Genomic DNA, 16,078 nt, shown 5'->3' on the forward strand with positions numbered 1-16,078 from the left:
ATAGAATGTGGCGGAGTAACAAACGACAGGCGGAAGAAAAACCATGAAACAGAATGCAAAATGGAAGCAGCACGCCCTGATCCGGGTGCTGGCAAACAACCACGGCAACCCCCGAACCCTGATTTTGATCGAGCCGTTGTGGGGCATCCCCTACAACCTGATCACCCCCTTCGCTACCCTTTACATGTATACCCTGGGCGTGACCGATGTGCAGATCGGTCTGATCCTTTCGGTCACCATGGCGGTACAGGTGGTCATCGCCTTCTGGGGCGGCATCCTCACCGACAAGCTGGGCCGCAAGTTCACCACCATGCTGGGTGACTTTTTCGGCTGGGCCATCGCCTGCCTGGTGTGGGCGGTGTCGCAGAATTTCTGGATGTTCCTTATTGCGGCGGTGCTCAACTGCTTTGAACAAGTGAACCAGACGGCCTGGTTCTGCCTGCTGATCGAGGACGCCGACCCCGGCGATCTGGTGGAGATCTACACCTGGGTGACCATCGGCGGGCTGGTGGCGGTATTCTTCGCCCCTCTTTCCGGCCTGTTCGTGAGCGCCTATTCCATGGTGCCGGTGGTGCGGGTGCTGTATTTCCTGTTCGCTCTCACCATGACCGCCAAGACCCTCATCACCTTCCGGTTCTGCCATGAGACCGGCCAGGGCCGTATCCGACGCCAGCAGACCAAGGGCGTTTCGCCGCTGCAGATGCTGGCGGAATATCGCCAGCTGATTCCCAGCCTGCTGCGCAGCCCCGGCCTTCTGAAGGCAGTAGCGGTGTCCGTTATCTTTTACATCACCAATATGGTGAACAACACCTTTTTCAGCCTGTATGTGACCCAGCGGCTGGGCCTTTCGGAGAATTTTCTGGCTGTGTTCCCCATCCTGAATGCGGTGGTCATGCTGGTGTTCATGGTGGGCGTGCAGCACCGACTGCGCTTTTCCCAGTTCCGTCTGCCCTTGTGGCTGGGTCTGGCCCTCTACGGGGCGGGCACACTGGTGCTGATCCTGGCGCCGTTGAATGGTATTGGCGCAGTGCTGGCCTACGTGCTGCTCTGCGCGGTGGGTGCCGCTCTGGTGAACCCCCGCAAGGACGCGCTGCTCCAGCTGAATCTGGACTCCCAGGAGCGGGCCCGGATGAACGCGCTGATCATCGCCTCCACGGTGGCGCTCTCCTGCCCCTTCGGCTACTTCGCGGGCTGGCTTTCCAGCCTGGACCGCCGCCTGCCCTTTGCGTTCAGTATGGTGCTGTTCGCTGTGGCTGCGCTGGTGGTGAGCCGGGTACGAGAGCCCGGCCCCGGCGGGCAGACCGAATAAGATTTTTAAAAGCAAAAAAGCTGTTCCCTTTTCATCCGGGAACAGCTTTTTGTTTGCCCTTTCCGTTTTCAGACCGCTTTCACCTGTGCCGAAACGGCCTGCGGCGCGGCATGTGCCGCTGCTCGGGCCGGAGCAATGGCTGCGGCCAGCTCCTTCACCGAGGGGAACAGATACCGGGGCGAATGGGCAAAGGCCGCCGCATCCTGCAGGGTAGCCTCGCCGCTCAGCACCAGGGCGGTATCCACCCCCGCATGCACGCCGCACAGAATGTCGGTATACAGCCGGTCGCCCACCACAAGCGTCTGTTCCGGGCTGCAGCCGGTGAGCGCCAGGGCGTACTCCACCATGGCCGGCTCCGGCTTGCCGATGAAGCGGGGGCGCTTGCCGGTGGCGGTCTCGATCATGTTGCAGATGGCCCCACAGTCCGGCAGGTAACCAAACTCCACCGGGCAGACCAGATCCGGGTTGGTGGCGATGTATTCCGGCTCGCCCTCGGTGAGCAGACGGCATACATCCTTGATCTTGTCGTAGTTGAGCTGGTTGTCGTAGGACACCAGCACACAGTCAATGCCACTCTGCAGGCTGGTGGTGATGCGCAGGCCGTTTTCGCGGCATTCCTGCAAAAAAGAATCGGTGGCGAGACCGTAGATCAGCCTATCCGAGCAGTGTTTTTTCAGGTACTGAATGGTGGCATAAGCAGCGGTAATGTACTGGTCCGGGCCGGTCTCCACCCCCAGCCGCCGAAAAAAGCGGATGTAATCCCGGGTACCGCGGGTGGCGTTGTTGGTGATGAAGATGAATTGCCCGCCACTTTGACGAATGGTCTCCAGAAAGGCTTTGGCACCGTCGATCAGGCCCTCACCCTTGCAGATGGTGCCGTCGATGTCCAGCAAAAAGAGTTTTTTCTGACGCAGCTGTTTCACCGTCGGCTTACTCCTTTTCTTCCAGTTCCGCCCGCACCTGCAGCGCCAGGGCGGGATCGTTGGTGATCACCGCATCCACTCCGCGCTCCATCAGCAGGCGCATATCCTCCGGGCGGTTCACGGTCCACACCCGCACAGCCAGGCCGCTCTGCAGGTAATCGGTGAGGAAATCTGCCATCTTCACGTGCCACAGAGCCGGATGCAGGCCCTTCACACCCCGGCGGGCGGCGTATTTTTCCACCTCGAAGATCACATCACTGAAAAGATACGCGGTCTCGGCGGTGGGGTCCAGGCGGCGGACCTCCTCGATGCTGTAATGGTTGAAGGAGGAGTAGACCACCCGGTCCTGCATGCCCAGCTCCTTCACCAGCTCCAGAGTCTTTTTCTCGATGCCCTCGTACCACAAAATGCCGGTCTTCAGCTCGATGTTCACCTGCATATCGCCGGGGCGCACCAGCTCCAGCACCTGGCGCAGGGTGGGGATACGGGCCGCCTCAAAGCCTTCCATGTGATTGTCTGCCCGCAGAGCCTGCAGCTGGGCCAGGGTATGCTCCTTCACCAGGCCTGTGCCGTTTGTGGTGCGCTCCAGAGTCTCGTCGTGGATGACCACCAGCTCACCGTCCGCGCTCAGGTGTACATCCAGCTCGATGCCCTCGGCCCCCTGCTCCATGGCCAGACAAAAGGCCTCCAGCGTATTTTCGGGGGCGTACTGGCTTGCGCCCCGGTGGGCGAATACTTTGCTCTGTTTCATGGTTTTTTCTCCTTTGTTGTCTGCAATCAAGCCGAAAGACCGGGAAAAGATGAGTCTTTTCCCGGTCGTGCTTCCGGCGATGGGAAGATCAGCCGTTGATCAGGTTGTAGGTTTCGATGGTCTCGTTCATCTGGTCGGCAATGGACTGCACCGCCTCCTCGGGGGTCTGGCCACCGCTGAGCATCTCCTCGATCTCGGTCTCCACAATCTGGCGGGACTCGGGGAATACGCTCAACAGAGCGCCCGCGTACTGGGGAGCGGAGTCATGCAGCTGGTCGATGGCGGTCTGGAACTGGGGATACTGCTCCATGTTCTGCTTGTAGGTATCCTGCTCGGCGGCAGCGGTGGTCACCGGGAAGTAGCCGGTCTGAGCATTCCAGTAAGCCTGGGACTCGGGAGAGATCAAAAACTCGATGAAGCGCCAGGTGGCAGCAGCCTTGGTTTCATCGTTGTTGTTCAGCGCCCACAGGGAGCCGCCGCCGATGGACACGCCGCCCTCGTCGCTGTCATTTACCTTGGGGAAGTAGGCGGTGCCCACCTCAAAGGAATCGCCGCTGTCCTGCAGGACCTGCTTCAGGGAAGCGGTGCTGCCGAACATCATGGCAGCCTTGCCGGAGGTGAAGTCGGTGGTGGCGGTGTCGCTGCCGGAACGGCCCACGTTGGGAGCAACGCCCGCATCGTACAGCTGCTTCCAGCCGTTCAGAATGTTCAGCGCGCCGCCGTTGGAATCGAACACCACACTGGTGGCAGCCGCGTCACGGCCGTTGCCGTTGTCCACCAGGTCCAGGCCCTGCTTGCTCATGAACTGCTCGAACCACCAGCCGTACACACTGATGGCAATGGGCTCGGTGCAGCCGGCGGCCTTCAGCTTTTCGCCGGCCTCGGCGATCTCGGAGAAGCTGGTGGGAACCTGCTCAATGCCTGCAGCCTCGAACATGTCCTTGTTGTAGTACAGCAGAGGGGTGGAGGAGTTGAAGGGCATAGAGTACAGGCCGTCGCCGGTGGTGTAGTAGGCGGCGATGTTGGGCTCGATCTGGGAGATATCGTAGCCAGAGGCATCGATCATTTCCTGCATGGGAATGACCCAGCCGGAGTCGATCATGAATCGAGTGCCGATGTCGTAGATCTGAACCAGATCCGCACCCATGTTGCCGATCTGGGCGCTCTTGAGCTTGTTGATGGCGTCGTCGTAGCTGCCCTGGTACACGGCCTCCACGGTGATGCCGTACTCATTTTCGGAGTTGAACTTATCCACCAGATAGGTCATGGCCTCGCCGTTCACGCCGCCCATGGAATGCCAGAAGGTGATCTTGGTTCCATTGGTGTCCACATTGGCAAAGTTCTCGCTGATCAGGCCGGAGCTCTGAGCCTCGGTCTGCACGGCGGTGTTCTCAGCGGTGCCGCCCGCCGCGGCAGAGCTGCCGGACGCGCCCGCGCCACAGCCGGCCAGGGTGGTCATTGCCATTGCGGCGGCCAGAACGCCCGCCAGGATCTTCTTTTTCTGCATTTCTTTTCTCTCCTCAAATACTTATTATACTTCGTTGTTTATCCTTTTTCTATTTACAAACGGCGTATTTTCGCCGGTTGCAGCGTTTATTTAACCCTTCACCGCGCCGGAGAACATCCCCCGGATCAGCTGCTTCTGCCCCACCACGAAGATGATCATGCTGGGGATGATCACCGACACCACACCGGCCATCATCAGGGTAATGGACTGGGCATCGGTGTTGTCCAGCATACTGATACCGATCTGCACGGTGCGCATCTCCTGGGAGCCGGTGACCAGCAGGGGCCACATGTACATGTTCCAGGCGTTGATGAAGGTGTAAACCGACATGGCGCCGATGGCAGACTTGGTGAGCGGCAGCAGAATGCGCACGATGAAGCGCAGGTTGCCGCAGCCGTCCAGCTTGGCGGACTCATACAGCGAGATGGGGAAGGTCATATAGAACTGACGGAACAGGAAAATCCCCATGGCGGAGGTGAGCGAGGGCAGAATCAGCACCAGGTAGGTGTCCAGAATCCCCAGCTGGCTCACGGTCAGGTAATTGGAGATGATGGTGGCCTCGCCGGGCACCATCATGGTGGCCATCACCAGCATGAACAGCACATTCTTGCCCTTGAAGTTCAAAAACGAGAAGGCAAAGGCCGCCAGCGAGCAGGTGAGAATCTGGCCCAGGGTGATGCACCCGGCCACCAGGAAGGAGTTCAGGATAAAGCGCAGCAGGGGCACCTGCGCCCAGGCGCGCAGATAGTTTTCCAGCGTGGGAGCGCTGGGGATTAAATTCATATCCATGGTGAACAGCTCGCTGCCGGTCATCAGAGAAACACTGACCGCATACAGCAGCGGAAAGAGGATGAACAGGGCTACCACCACATTCAGCGCAACCAGCACGCTGGTCTTAATGCGGCGGCGGCGCAGGGCGGCAGCGCTCATGCGGCGGTGCAGGGCCGCCAGCTGCTCTTCGGTATACTGGCCCCGGCGCAGCACGCCGTTCAGAGGGGCCTTTTGATTCACAGGCATATCCATTTAATACTTGACTCCCTTCTTTTCCACCTTGAACATAACCAGGGTCAGCGCCATGATGATGAGGAACAAAATGACGGACTGGGCAGCCGCGCTGCCGAACTTGTAGTTGAAGAAGGCGTCGCGGTAGATGGAGTAAACAATCAGGTTGGTGGACTCGCCGGGGCCGCCCTGAGTCAGGATCTTCACCTGGCCGAAGGACTGGAAGGCCTGGATGATGTTGACCACCAAGGTATAGAAGATGATGGGGCTCAGGCCCGGCAGGGTGAGCCGGAAGAACTTCTGAACGCCGCTGGCGCCGTCCACCGAGGCGCGCTCATAGATGGATTCGTCGATGTTGCCCAGCCCCGCGGAGAAGTACAGGAAGTTGATGCCGCTGTTCAGCCAGGCAGTGAGCACCGCCACGCAGATGAGGGCGTAGCGGGGGTCGCTGATCCAGTTGATGTCCAGACCGGTGAGCTTGTTGAACACGCCGATGGTGGGGTTCAGAATCACCTTGAAAATCATGGCCGCGCCGCTGGAGGCAATGGCCATGGGCAGCGCATAGGCGGTGCTGAAGGCCCGAATGCCCGGGAAGGTCTTGCTGCACAGCACAGCAGTGGCAAGGCCCAGCAGCATGCTGCCGAACACCACAATCACCACAAAGATCAGGGTAACCAGGATGCTGTTGTAAAAGCTTTCGGAGGTGAGCAGGTCGCTGTAGTTTTTCAGCCCCACAAAAATCTTTGCCTTGCCCAGCTTATCGGTGAGGAACAGGCTCAGATAAATGGTCTTGAAAAAGGGGTAAAACAGGAACATGCCGAACACTGCAAAGCAGGGGATCAGGTAACAATAGGGGCTCACCTCGGCGAGCCGTTGACGTAACTGGTTCATTCGCAATCGCTCCACTGATAAAAAAGATTTTGTTCGGTCTCACCATCGAAAAAGTGAGCCTTTTCCATATCCACCCACAGGGAGGCCGCATCGCCTGCGCGTGCGCCGGTGCGTTCCTTTACCCGGGCGGCAAACTCACCGTCGGCGGTTTCCAGATGCAGGATGGTCTCGTGACCCAGGCCCTCACAGGCGGTGAGGCGGCCGTCCATCCGGCCCAGCACCCGATTTACTGCCTGCGTGGGCAGAATGTCCTCGGGGCGGATACCCAACACCACCTCGCGGCCCTTACAGCGGGGCCACAGGCCTGCCGCCTGGTCAAAGGTCAGGGGCAGGCACAGCCCGTTCCGGCTGCGGAACACAATGTTCTGCTCCCCTTCCTCCACGGTGCCGCGGACAAAGTTCATGGCCGGAGAGCCGATGAAGCCCGCCACAAACAGGTTGGTGGGGCGGCTGTACAACTCCGCCGGGCTTGCCACCTGCTGGATGCGTCCCTCCTTCATCACTACAATGCGGTCCGCCAGTGTCATGGCCTCGGTCTGGTCATGGGTTACATAAATCATGGTGGCGCCCAGCTTCTGATGCAGCGCCGCCAGCTCCACCCGCATGTGGGCCCGCAGCTTCGCATCCAGGTTGGACAGCGGCTCGTCCATCAAAAAAGCCCGGGGCTCACGCATGATGGCGCTGCCGATGGCCACACGCTGCTTCTGACCGCCGGACAGCTGGCCCGGACGGCGGTTCAAAAGGTGCTTGATGTCCAGCATTTCGGCGGCCTTGTCCACCCGCCGGGCAATCTGGTCCTTGGGCACCTTGCGCACCGACAGCGAAAAGGCCATGTTGTCGTACACGCTCATCTGCGGATACAGTGCGTAGTTCTGGAACACCATGGACAGATCCCGCTCACCGGGCTCGGCGTAATTGCACAACTCGTCGCCTATCCACAGTTCGCCTTCGCTGATCTCCTCCAGCCCGGCAATCATGCGCAGGGTGGTGGACTTGCCGCAGCCGGAAGGGCCCACAAATACGATGAACTCGCCATCGTGGATGTGCAGCGAGAAATCGCTCACCGCCCGCTGGCCCTTGTCGTATATTTTGCTGATATTCTTCAAAACGATTTCTGCCATAAAGCTTTTCTCTTCCCCCTTGTCTTTCACCGGGCGCCCGCACTTTCGGGGGCCACACTGCCCGGTACACTGGGTATGATAACGGATTTTTCCGTCCCCTTCCGCCGCTTTCCGGTAAATCGTTTGTAAAAAGCAAGAAAAGCAAATTCGCCCAAAATCTTCCAAAACTTACCGGAAATTCTGCCAGTCAAATGCCGCAAAAATAAGGCCCCGGCAGCGCAGAGGGGGAAATCTGCGCCGCCGGGGCAAGGAAAGAGGAGAATGGATCGGTTTTGTTAAATTCTGTTAAGTGTTTGCAAGATTTTGCTCAGGTTTATCGGGTAACTTCCGCCCGGGCCATGGCCTGACGGTAATCCCGGTGATCGGTGAAGATCTCGTTCTTATAGGGATTCTTCTTCTGCTCCACCGACCGCTTGATAATAATGGCCAGCACGATCACGTTGGCCGCCAGCGCCAGAATGGCGATCACGCCCTGCATGGTGGGATTGGCAGTGGCGGGCCGCACGGAGGCATCCATCACACCGTCGGAATAGAGCACCGGCAGGGTGCTGAACACGCTGTAATCCTGGAAGGCGGGGAACACCTGGGCGAACATGCACCACAAAGCCAGGGTGTTGGCGCGGTTCTGAATCCAGCCGCCCTTGTTCCACAGCGCGTTGGCAAAGGTGGGAGCCAGCAGCAGAGCCAGGCCGCAGTACCAGGCATGGGTGGGCAGGTTGTTGTAGGTGTACTCAAAGTTCCACAGGTCGTAGGCAATGATGAAGTAGATGGTCATATCCGGCCAGAGCATGTCGTCGTGCTTCTTGGAAGAGTAGATTCCCCACCAGCCGGTCATGCACAGGATGTTCAAAATGCCCGCGATGCCGTTGACCCAGTTCCACCAGCCGCCGTACAGCCACACGTTCTCGCTGGACAGCCACCACCGGTCGCCAGTGGCGGCCAGGGCCATGGCGCCCCGGATGCCGGACTCGAAATCGCTGCACACGGCGATCAGGATGTTGATGGCCACGATGGCGAAGGGGAACACCCGGAACCAGGGCTGCTTGCCGATGCCCCACTTATACTTGATCATCATGAAGCCGATGCATCCGGCGGTGGCGGCGTAGAGCTTGGCGTAATGGAACCAGCTGTTCATGTGGACATACGTGGGATTATTCAACGCCCACTCGGCTCCCATGGCCGCGCCCACATAGATGGACACGAAATACACGGTGAGTGCCGCGGGCAGAATCAAAAAGAAAAACACCCCTCCCTGTTTGGTGCGACGGGAAAGCTCGTTCAGCACCACCAGGCCCGCAAAGACCAGCAGCCAGCCCAACAGCTGGAAGCCGGCGTTTTCTCCATAAATCTGGAACAACATGATAAATTTCCTCCTTTGCCGGCACGTTTTTGTGCCGGCTTTTTCCAATTGGCTTGATTAGGCCCGGCCGCAAACCGGGCCCGGTGTCTCCCCCGGTCCTTTGGGTTCGGGGGGGATGTCGGTTTCTTCGGGCACCTCGATCTCCTTGATGAGCATCTCGCTGCCCTGCAAAAGGTGGGTATACGCAGAACCGCAGGCCGGGCAGGTCTTGCCATGGGCCACGGTGGGATAGATCTCGCCGCAGCTCTCGCACAGGGTCTGGGCAGGAATGGTCTCCACCCGCAGCTGCGCGCCTTTCAGCAGCTGGGAACGGTCCGCCGCCCAGCACCAGCAGTCCTGCAGGTAGTGCTCCACCACGCCGGACACCTCGCCCAGCTGGAGCGTCACCGCGCTGACCCGTTTCACCCGGTTTTTGCGGCCCACCTCTTCCACGCCGCGGATGATGTGGAACACAATGCCCAGTTCATGCATGGCTCATTTCTCCTTTTTGCCGAAGCGGATCTTCATCTCCCGCTTGAGCATATAGGGCAGGATGGCCTTGAACTTGTCCTCGCTGCGCACCATGTTGCTGCAATCGGGCAGCTCGCGGGAAAGGTGGATGGCGTCGAACTCACATTTAGTGGTGCAGATACCGCAGCCGATACACTTGTTGGGGTCCACCACCGAAGCGCCGCAGCCAAGGCAGCGGGCGGTCTCGGTCTTCACCTGCTCTTCAGTCAGGGTGCCTTGGGCATCCCGGAAGGAGCGGGCGTGGTCGATGCGGCCATCCATAGCGGGATACTGGCGGGCGGCGGTGTCGTAGCCGGTGAGGACCGCGTTGTCCTTGTCCAGCTCGATGAACTGGCGGCGGTCCCGGCCGATGGTCATGCTGGTGTTGGGCTGTACGAACCGGTGGATGGACACTGCGCCCTGCTTGCCCGCGGCAATGGCGTCAATGGCGAAGCTGGGGCCGGTGTACACATCGCCGCCCACAAACACGTCCGGCTGGGCGGTCTGGTAGGTCAGCGGGTCCGCCTGGGCTCGACCGCCGCCACCCAGCTGCACGGTGCTGCCGGTAAGCAGTCCGCCCCACTGGATGCTCTGGCCGATGCTCATAAACACCCGGTCACAGGGCACGGTCATGGTATCCTTCTCGTCGTAGATCGGAGCGAAACGGCCGTTTGCGTCGGTGACCGACACGCAGCGCTTGAACTCCACACCGGTGACCTTGCCGTTTTCCTCCAGGATGCGGCTGGGGCCCCATCCGCAGTGGATGACCGCGCCCTCCTGACGGGCCTCGGCGATCTCCTCGGGGGAGGCGGGCATCTGATTTTCCTGCTCCAGACAGTACATGGCCACTTCCTCCGCGCCGCAGCGCAGGCAGGAGCGGGCCACATCGATGGCCACGTTGCCGCCGCCGATCACCACCGCCCGGCCCTTGACCGGGGTGGTCTCGTCCTCGCTGACCCGACGGAGGAACTCCACCGCGGTGGTCACGCCCTCGGCGTTTTCGCCGGGAATACCCGCCAGCCGGCCGCCCTGGCAGCCGATGGCCAGATAGAAGGCCTTGTAGCCCTGAGCGCGCAGGTCATCCAGCGTCACATCCCGGCCAACCTCCACATTGCAGCGGATCTCCACACCCATCTGGCGCAGCACCTCGATCTCCGCGTCCACAACATCCTTCTCCAGCTTGTAGGAGGGGATGCCATAGACCAGCATGCCGCCGGGGCGGGCGTTTTTCTCAAACACGGTGGGCTTGTAGCCCTTCTTCGCCAGGAAGAAGGCACAGGACAGGCCCGCCGGGCCCGCGCCCACAATGGCGATCTTGTCGTCGAAACCGCCCCGGTTGGAGGGGGGCTGGATGGGCGGCACATAACGGGTGGCCGCGTCCAGATCCTTCTGGGCGATGAACTTCTTCACCTCGTCGATGGCCACCGCCTGGTCGATCTTGCCGCGGGTGCAGGCGTCCTCACAGCGGCGGTTGCACACCCGGCCGCACACCGCCGGGAAGGGGTTCTCCTGCTTGATGAGGGCCAGCGCCTCGGTGTAACGGCCCTGGGCTGCCATCTTCAGGTAGCCCTGCACCGCGATGTGGGCCGGGCAGGCGGTCTTGCAGGGGGCGGTGCCGGTGTCGTGGCAGTTGGTGCGGTTGGTGTCCCGGTAGTTGATGTCCCACTTTTCCGGGCCCCATTTTACCCGGTCCGGCAGCTCCTGCCGGGGGTATTCCACCGGGCCGTCCTTGGTGCAGAGCTTCTGGCCCAGACGCACCGCGCCCGCCGGGCAGTATTCCACGCAGCGGCCGCAGGCCACACAATTTTCGGTGGTCACATTGGCCACGTAGGCCGAGCGGCTCATGTTGGGGGTGTTGAACAGCTGGCTGGTACGCAGGGCATTACAGATGTTCACGTTACAATTGCAGATGGCGAAGATCTTGTTCTCGCCGTCGATGTTGGTGATCTGGTGCACGAAGCCGTTGTCCTCGGCGCGCTTCAGGATGCGCAGCACCTCATCCCGGTCCACATAGTGGCCCTTGTTGGTCTCCACCAGGTAGTCCGCCATGTCGCCCACACCGATGCACCAGTCCTCCGGATCGTCGCCGCATCCCTCGCCCAGCTTGGCGCGGGACATCCGGCAGGAGCAGGGACTGGCGGCATATTTGCCGTCGTACTTATCCAGCCAGTGGGAGATGTGCTCGATGCCCACCGAGCGGTTCTCGGTCTGGATGGCCTGTTCCACCGGGATCACATGCATGCCGATGCCCGCACCGCCGGGGGGCACCATGGCGGTGATGTGCTCCAGCGGCAGGAAGGTCATACGCTCGAAAAAGGCGGTGACCTCCGGGTGCTCGTCGATCTGCTGCTGTTTCATGTTGAAGAACTCGGCGCTGCCGGGCACGAACATGGGCAGCACATACTGCTTCTCCCGCCGCTCGTTTTCCCAGTTGTATTCCAGCAAGCCCACGTTGCTCATTTCCTGCAGCAGGGGCTCCAGCTCCTGGGCGGGTTTACCGGTGACCTTGACCAGCTGGGGCAGGGTCATGGGCTTGCGCACCTTCATTTTCAGGGCCACATCCGCCATCTCGTCGGTGACGATGCCCGCAAGGCCCCAGTATTCCGGGTCCTCGGCGGTGAGCGGGCGCAGCTTGGCGGGCACACGGTCGGTGATCTTCTGGCCCAGCTTTAAAATCTTCTCCCGGGGCTTTTCGTCCTTCGGAATGGAAAAGGGCAGCTTTTCTTCATCCAGGGGAAAATGGGTCTGACTCATATCCTTATTGTCCTTTCCTTCGTCTCTCAGCTCTTCCAATCATTCACCTGGGTGCGCAGCCAATCGGCCCAGGCCTCGATGCCTTCGCCGGTTTTGGCACAGATGGGAATGACCTCCGCATTCGGATTGCGCATGCGGAGGTACTCTTTGCACTTTTCCAGGTCAAAGTCGAAATAGGGCATCACATCGGTCTTGTTGATGAGCACCACATCACACACCGAAAACATCAGCGGGTATTTCAGGGGCTTGTCGTGGCCTTCCGGCACCGACAGGATCATGGCGTTCTTCACCGCGCCGGTATCGAACTCCGCCGGGCAGACCAGATTGCCCACGTTTTCCAGGATGGCCAGGTCCACATCTTCGGTACCCAGCGCCTCCAGACCCTGACGAGTCATGTCCGCGTCCAGATGGCACATACCGCCGGTGTGCAGCTGGATGGCCTTCACGCCGGTGGCGGCCATCGCCTTGGCATCCACATCCGAATCAATGTCCGCCTCCATCACGCCGATGCGCAGCTGGCCCTCCAGAGCCTTCACCGTCTGCTTCAGGGTGGTGGTTTTGCCCGCGCCGGGCGAGGACATCAGGTTCAGAAGAAATACGCCCTTCTCCTTCAGCTCCCCGCGCAGATTGCGGGCCTGTTCGTCGTTGGATGCAAACACGCTCTGCTTGATCTCGATCACTTTTACCTTGCTGGTGGTATCCGCCATGGGTCCCCCTCCTTGTTTTCCGGGCGGGTCTTGTGGCCCAACCAGAGCCACAATTCTCCTCTCTTCCCCGCCTTTTAGCTGTTAATAGCTTAACATTCCCATTATAAACCGTCAATCAAATCCCGATTTTTCAGAGAACAGCCCAAATGAAGGGCTTTTCCTTAAGCGAATTGCATGGTAAAATAAGTCTGTGGTATGTGGTATAGCCACAACTAAAGCCGAGGTGATTTGTATGCCCTTTGAAAAACTGAATTCTCCCAGTCTGAAACAATTGTTCGTGCGCCAGCTGCAAGGCATGATCCTTTCCGGCGAATTGCCCATGGGCAGCCAACTTCCCCCGGAGCGGGAACTGGCCCGGCAGATGCAGGTAAGCCGGGCGGTGGTGAACGGCGGTCTGACCGAGCTGGCCCAGCAGGGTTTTCTCGAGGTGCGCCCCCGGCAGGGCACCTGTGTGGCGGACTACCGCCGCAAGGGCAATCTTTCCACCCTGATCGCCATCATGGAATACCGGGACGGCGTGCTGGGCAAGGACGAGATCCGCTCGCTGCTGGAGGTACGTCAGGCGCTGGAGCATCTGGCGGTGACCTCCGCCATCCGCTATGCGTCGGACCAGGCGCTGGACAGTCTGGGGGAGCATCTGGCCCGCATCGCCCAGGCAGAGGACATCGCCCAGGCCGCCGAGGCGGCGTTCCAGTTCCAGCACGAGCTGGCGCTGGTGGGCGGCAACAGTATCGTGCCGCTGATCTACTATTCCTTCAAGGCCCCGGTCATCACCCTCTGGATGCGCTTTTGCCGGCTGTACGGCATTGAGGCGCTGCTGCGCAACACCGAGCGTCTGTACGACTGCATCCGTGCCCGGGACGAGCAGGCCGCAGCGGAATGGATCGACCGGTATCTGGGCCAGGCCATCCGGGGCAGCCAGCAGATCTACAGCGAGCGGTGAGTCCCTTTTCCGTTCCGTACCGGACAGCATACAAAAAGAGTGCGCCGCCCCCAAGCTGAGAGGCAGCGCACTCTTTTTGTATACTCTTATAAAATGAAACCGGACGGCTCACTTTTCGGCCCGCATGGCCAGAATTTTGTCCATGATGCAGCCGGCCACCTGGGCCTTGTCCATCTGGGGCTGGGGCTCGGCGCCCTCTTTGGTGATGAAGGTGATCACATTGGTGCCCGCGCCGAAGCCCGCGCCCTCTACCTTCACGTTGTTGCCCACCACCAGATCCAGATTCTTTGCCTCCAGCTTTTTGCGGGCGTTCTCCTCCAGGTTCTGGGTCTCCATGGCAAAGCCGCACAAAAACTGCCCGGCGGGCTTTTCTTCGCCCAGGCTGCGCAGGATGTCCTGAGTCCGCTCCAGCGGGATCGCCCAGCCGCCCTCCGCCTTCTTGATTTTCTCGGTGGCCACGGTGGCGGGGCGGTAGTCGGCCACGGCGGCGGCCTTGATGATGATGTCCTGCCCGGCGGCGCGGCTGGTCACGGCCTCATACATCTCCTGAGCGCTCACCACCGGCACCACCTCCACGAAAGGCGGCGGAGTCAGGGCGGTACGGCCGGTGACCAGGGTGACCTGAGCGCCCCGCAGCATGCAGTTGCGGGCCAGTTGATAGCCCATGGTACCGGTGGAATGGTTGGTGATGTAGCGCACCGGGTCGATGGCCTCCTGCGTGGGCCCGGCGGTGACCAGCACCTTCAATCCCTGCATATCCTTTTCCAGGGCCAAGTTCCGCAGGATGTACTGGAGCATCACCTCCGGCTCCACCATCTTGCCCATACCGCTGTCACCGCAGGCCAGATGGCCGCTCACCGGCTGGATCAGCTCCATGCCGTAATTCTCCAGCTTTTTCAGATTATCCTGCACGATGGGGTTTTCGTACATCTGGGTATTCATGGCCGGGGCCACCAGCTTTTTGCACTTGCAGGCCAGCAGCGTGGTGGTGAGCATATCGTCTGCCAGACCGTTGGCCAGCTTGCCGATCACGTTGGCAGTGGCAGGAGCCACCAGGGCGATGTCCGCCTGCTTGGCCACCGACACATGCTCCACATTAAATTCAAAGTTCCGGTCAAAGGTATCCACCAGGCATTTGTGGCCGGTGAGGGTCTCGAAAGTGATGGGGTTGATAAAGTTGGTGGCGTTTTGGGTCATCAGCACCTGAACGTCCGCGTGCTGCTTGACCAGAAGGCTGGCCATGGTGGCCATTTTATATGCCGCGATGCCGCCGGTGACCGCCAGCACCACATGTTTTCCCTTGAGCATGTTGCCGTTTCTCCTTTTTGCCCGGCCACGGGAGGCCGGTTTTCTCTGCCTTTTATTATAACACAAAAACGCCCCGACGAAAGGCGTTCATCCAAAGCCGCTGCCGTGCAAAAAAATTCCATTCTTTTCTTGGTCAACACCGCACAATTCACGCCGTACGGCTCAGGCGGCGTATCACGCCAAAATTTTCTGTGCTTTTTGGTTCATATCACAAAAATTTTTCGGGCGCGCTTCACCACCTGGAATTATGCAGTATCGCCCTTGTTTTGCGCCGGGTTTGGTGCTATACTGAACAGCGTATTGTATCCCGGTTTCGGGAATAATAACAAGGAGGACAATTGAATATGTACAAAAACGGAACTGCGAACAACTCCCGCGGGCTGGTTCAGCTTGCCCTTTTTTCGGCCATCATCATCGCAATGGCCATGGTGCCCTTTCTGGGCTACATCCCGCTTGGCTTCATGCGGGCGACCATTATCCACATCCCGGTAATTCTGGGCTCGGTGCTTTTAGGGCCCCGCAAGGGCGCGGTACTGGGCGGCGTATTCGGTCTCACCAGCCTGGTGAACAACACCGTGGCCCCCAACGTGACCTCGTTTGTGTTCACCCCTTTCTACAGCCTGGGCGATGTGCACGGCAGCTGGGCCAGTCTGGTAATCGTTCTGGTGCCCCGCATTCTGGTTGGCGTGCTTCCGTATTTTGTATTTAAAGGTCTGAAGCGGCTGCTGGGCTCTGCCCCCGGCAAGCTCACCGTGAGTTTGGGCGCTGCCGGGTTTGTGGGCTCCATGACCAATACCCTGCTGGTGATGAACCTGATCTTCGTGTTCTTCGGCGAAAGCTACGGCGCAGCCAAGGGCATTGCGGCGGACGCGGTTTATCCCTTCATCCTGTCCATCATCGGGCTTCAGGGCGTGCCGGAGGCCATTGTGGCCACCATCATCGTAGCTCTGGTGGGCCGCCCCTTGCTGCGTTTTGCCAAAAGCAAGACCTAATCATCCATACATCAAACGAGG

14 protein-coding genes are annotated in these 16,078 nt (G+C 60.0%); 3 read left to right on the plus strand and 11 right to left on the minus strand.

Translation table 11 applies throughout. The features are described from left to right. Positions 1-43: 43 nt before the first annotated feature. Positions 44-1,309: an MFS transporter gene (locus B5F28_RS09710; protein WP_087295671.1), complete on the plus strand. Its 1,266-nt coding sequence runs from the start codon at positions 44-46 to the stop codon at positions 1,307-1,309. Positions 1,310-1,377: 68 nt separating this feature from the next. Here the strand turns inward: B5F28_RS09710 and B5F28_RS09715 are convergent, their stop codons facing one another. The 10 genes from B5F28_RS09715 to hypB form a co-directional block, all read right to left on the minus strand. Then, on the minus strand, positions 1,378-2,232 hold the full coding sequence (locus B5F28_RS09715) for an HAD-IIA family hydrolase (protein ID WP_247643462.1): 855 nt from the start codon (positions 2,230-2,232) through the stop codon (positions 1,378-1,380). 7 nt (positions 2,233-2,239) lie between these two features. Beyond that, positions 2,240-2,983, minus strand: a complete 744-nt coding sequence (locus tag B5F28_RS09720; protein ID WP_087295673.1) for a glycerophosphodiester phosphodiesterase — start codon at positions 2,981-2,983, stop codon at positions 2,240-2,242. A gap of 88 nt (positions 2,984-3,071) precedes the next feature. After that, complete coding sequence (locus B5F28_RS09725; RefSeq protein WP_087295675.1) at positions 3,072-4,490, minus strand: ABC transporter substrate-binding protein; 1,419 nt, start codon at positions 4,488-4,490, stop codon at positions 3,072-3,074. A 90-nt stretch (positions 4,491-4,580) separates the two neighbouring features. Further along, entirely contained in the window at positions 4,581-5,513 is a 933-nt protein-coding gene (locus B5F28_RS09730) for a carbohydrate ABC transporter permease (RefSeq protein ID WP_481808394.1), read from the minus strand. Further along, a complete protein-coding gene (locus B5F28_RS09735; RefSeq protein ID WP_087295677.1) occupies positions 5,514-6,383 on the minus strand; it encodes a carbohydrate ABC transporter permease in 870 nt (289 codons plus the stop codon). Further along, positions 6,380-7,504 carry an ABC transporter ATP-binding protein gene (locus B5F28_RS09740; RefSeq protein WP_087295679.1) on the minus strand — a complete coding sequence of 375 codons (1,125 nt, stop codon included), beginning with the start codon at positions 7,502-7,504 and terminating at the stop codon, positions 6,380-6,382. Before B5F28_RS09740 ends, B5F28_RS09735 begins: the two co-directional genes overlap by 4 nt. Positions 7,505-7,817: 313 nt before the next feature. Then, the gene (locus B5F28_RS09745; protein ID WP_087295681.1) at positions 7,818-8,864 is read right to left on the minus strand and encodes a DUF5692 family protein; all 1,047 of its coding nucleotides are present in this window, start codon (positions 8,862-8,864) and stop codon (positions 7,818-7,820) included. A gap of 57 nt (positions 8,865-8,921) precedes the next feature. Beyond that, a complete protein-coding gene (locus B5F28_RS09750) occupies positions 8,922-9,335 on the minus strand; it encodes a hydrogenase maturation nickel metallochaperone HypA (protein ID WP_087295683.1) in 414 nt (137 codons plus the stop codon). A gap of 3 nt (positions 9,336-9,338) precedes the next feature. Further along, the gene (locus B5F28_RS09755; RefSeq protein ID WP_087295685.1) at positions 9,339-12,107 is read right to left on the minus strand and encodes an FAD-dependent oxidoreductase; all 2,769 of its coding nucleotides are present in this window, start codon (positions 12,105-12,107) and stop codon (positions 9,339-9,341) included. A 26-nt stretch (positions 12,108-12,133) separates the two neighbouring features. Next, positions 12,134-12,814: a hydrogenase nickel incorporation protein HypB gene (gene hypB / locus B5F28_RS09760; RefSeq protein ID WP_087295688.1), complete on the minus strand. Its 681-nt coding sequence runs from the start codon at positions 12,812-12,814 to the stop codon at positions 12,134-12,136. 232 nt (positions 12,815-13,046) lie between these two features. Here hypB and B5F28_RS09765 point away from each other — a divergent pair, with 232 nt between their 5' ends. Further along, positions 13,047-13,757, plus strand: coding sequence for a FadR/GntR family transcriptional regulator (locus B5F28_RS09765; protein ID WP_087295691.1), 711 nt, complete (start codon positions 13,047-13,049; stop codon positions 13,755-13,757). A gap of 108 nt (positions 13,758-13,865) precedes the next feature. Here the strand turns inward: B5F28_RS09765 and coaBC are convergent, their stop codons facing one another. After that, entirely contained in the window at positions 13,866-15,065 is a 1,200-nt protein-coding gene (gene coaBC / locus B5F28_RS09770; RefSeq protein ID WP_087295693.1) for a bifunctional phosphopantothenoylcysteine decarboxylase/phosphopantothenate--cysteine ligase CoaBC, read from the minus strand. 344 nt (positions 15,066-15,409) lie between these two features. Between coaBC and B5F28_RS09775 the strand changes: the two genes are divergently transcribed. Next, entirely contained in the window at positions 15,410-16,057 is a 648-nt protein-coding gene (locus B5F28_RS09775) for an ECF transporter S component (RefSeq protein ID WP_087295695.1), read from the plus strand. The last annotated feature ends 21 nt before the right edge of the window (positions 16,058-16,078 follow it).

The sequence above is a fragment of the Gemmiger sp. An194 genome, from assembly GCF_002160145.1.
Classification (GTDB): domain Bacteria; phylum Bacillota; class Clostridia; order Oscillospirales; family Ruminococcaceae; genus Allofournierella.

Excerpts from the sequence above, each read along its gene's own strand:
- B5F28_RS09710 (WP_087295671.1), top strand. The coding sequence starts at position 44 with ATGAAACAGAATGCAAAATGGAAGCAGCACGCCCTGATCCGGGTGCTG.
- B5F28_RS09720 (WP_087295673.1), bottom strand. The coding sequence starts at position 2,983 with ATGAAACAGAGCAAAGTATTCGCCCACCGGGGCGCAAGCCAGTACGCC.
- B5F28_RS09725 (WP_087295675.1), bottom strand. The coding sequence starts at position 4,490 with ATGCAGAAAAAGAAGATCCTGGCGGGCGTTCTGGCCGCCGCAATGGCA.
- B5F28_RS09730 (WP_481808394.1), bottom strand. The coding sequence starts at position 5,513 with ATGGATATGCCTGTGAATCAAAAGGCCCCTCTGAACGGCGTGCTGCGC.
- B5F28_RS09735 (WP_087295677.1), bottom strand. The coding sequence starts at position 6,383 with ATGAACCAGTTACGTCAACGGCTCGCCGAGGTGAGCCCCTATTGTTAC.
- B5F28_RS09740 (WP_087295679.1), bottom strand. The coding sequence starts at position 7,504 with ATGGCAGAAATCGTTTTGAAGAATATCAGCAAAATATACGACAAGGGC.
- B5F28_RS09745 (WP_087295681.1), bottom strand. The coding sequence starts at position 8,864 with ATGTTGTTCCAGATTTATGGAGAAAACGCCGGCTTCCAGCTGTTGGGC.
- B5F28_RS09750 (WP_087295683.1), bottom strand. The coding sequence starts at position 9,335 with ATGCATGAACTGGGCATTGTGTTCCACATCATCCGCGGCGTGGAAGAG.
- B5F28_RS09755 (WP_087295685.1), bottom strand. The coding sequence starts at position 12,107 with ATGAGTCAGACCCATTTTCCCCTGGATGAAGAAAAGCTGCCCTTTTCC.
- hypB (WP_087295688.1), bottom strand. The coding sequence starts at position 12,814 with ATGGCGGATACCACCAGCAAGGTAAAAGTGATCGAGATCAAGCAGAGC.
- B5F28_RS09765 (WP_087295691.1), top strand. The coding sequence starts at position 13,047 with ATGCCCTTTGAAAAACTGAATTCTCCCAGTCTGAAACAATTGTTCGTG.
- coaBC (WP_087295693.1), bottom strand. The coding sequence starts at position 15,065 with ATGCTCAAGGGAAAACATGTGGTGCTGGCGGTCACCGGCGGCATCGCG.
- B5F28_RS09775 (WP_087295695.1), top strand. The coding sequence starts at position 15,410 with ATGTACAAAAACGGAACTGCGAACAACTCCCGCGGGCTGGTTCAGCTT.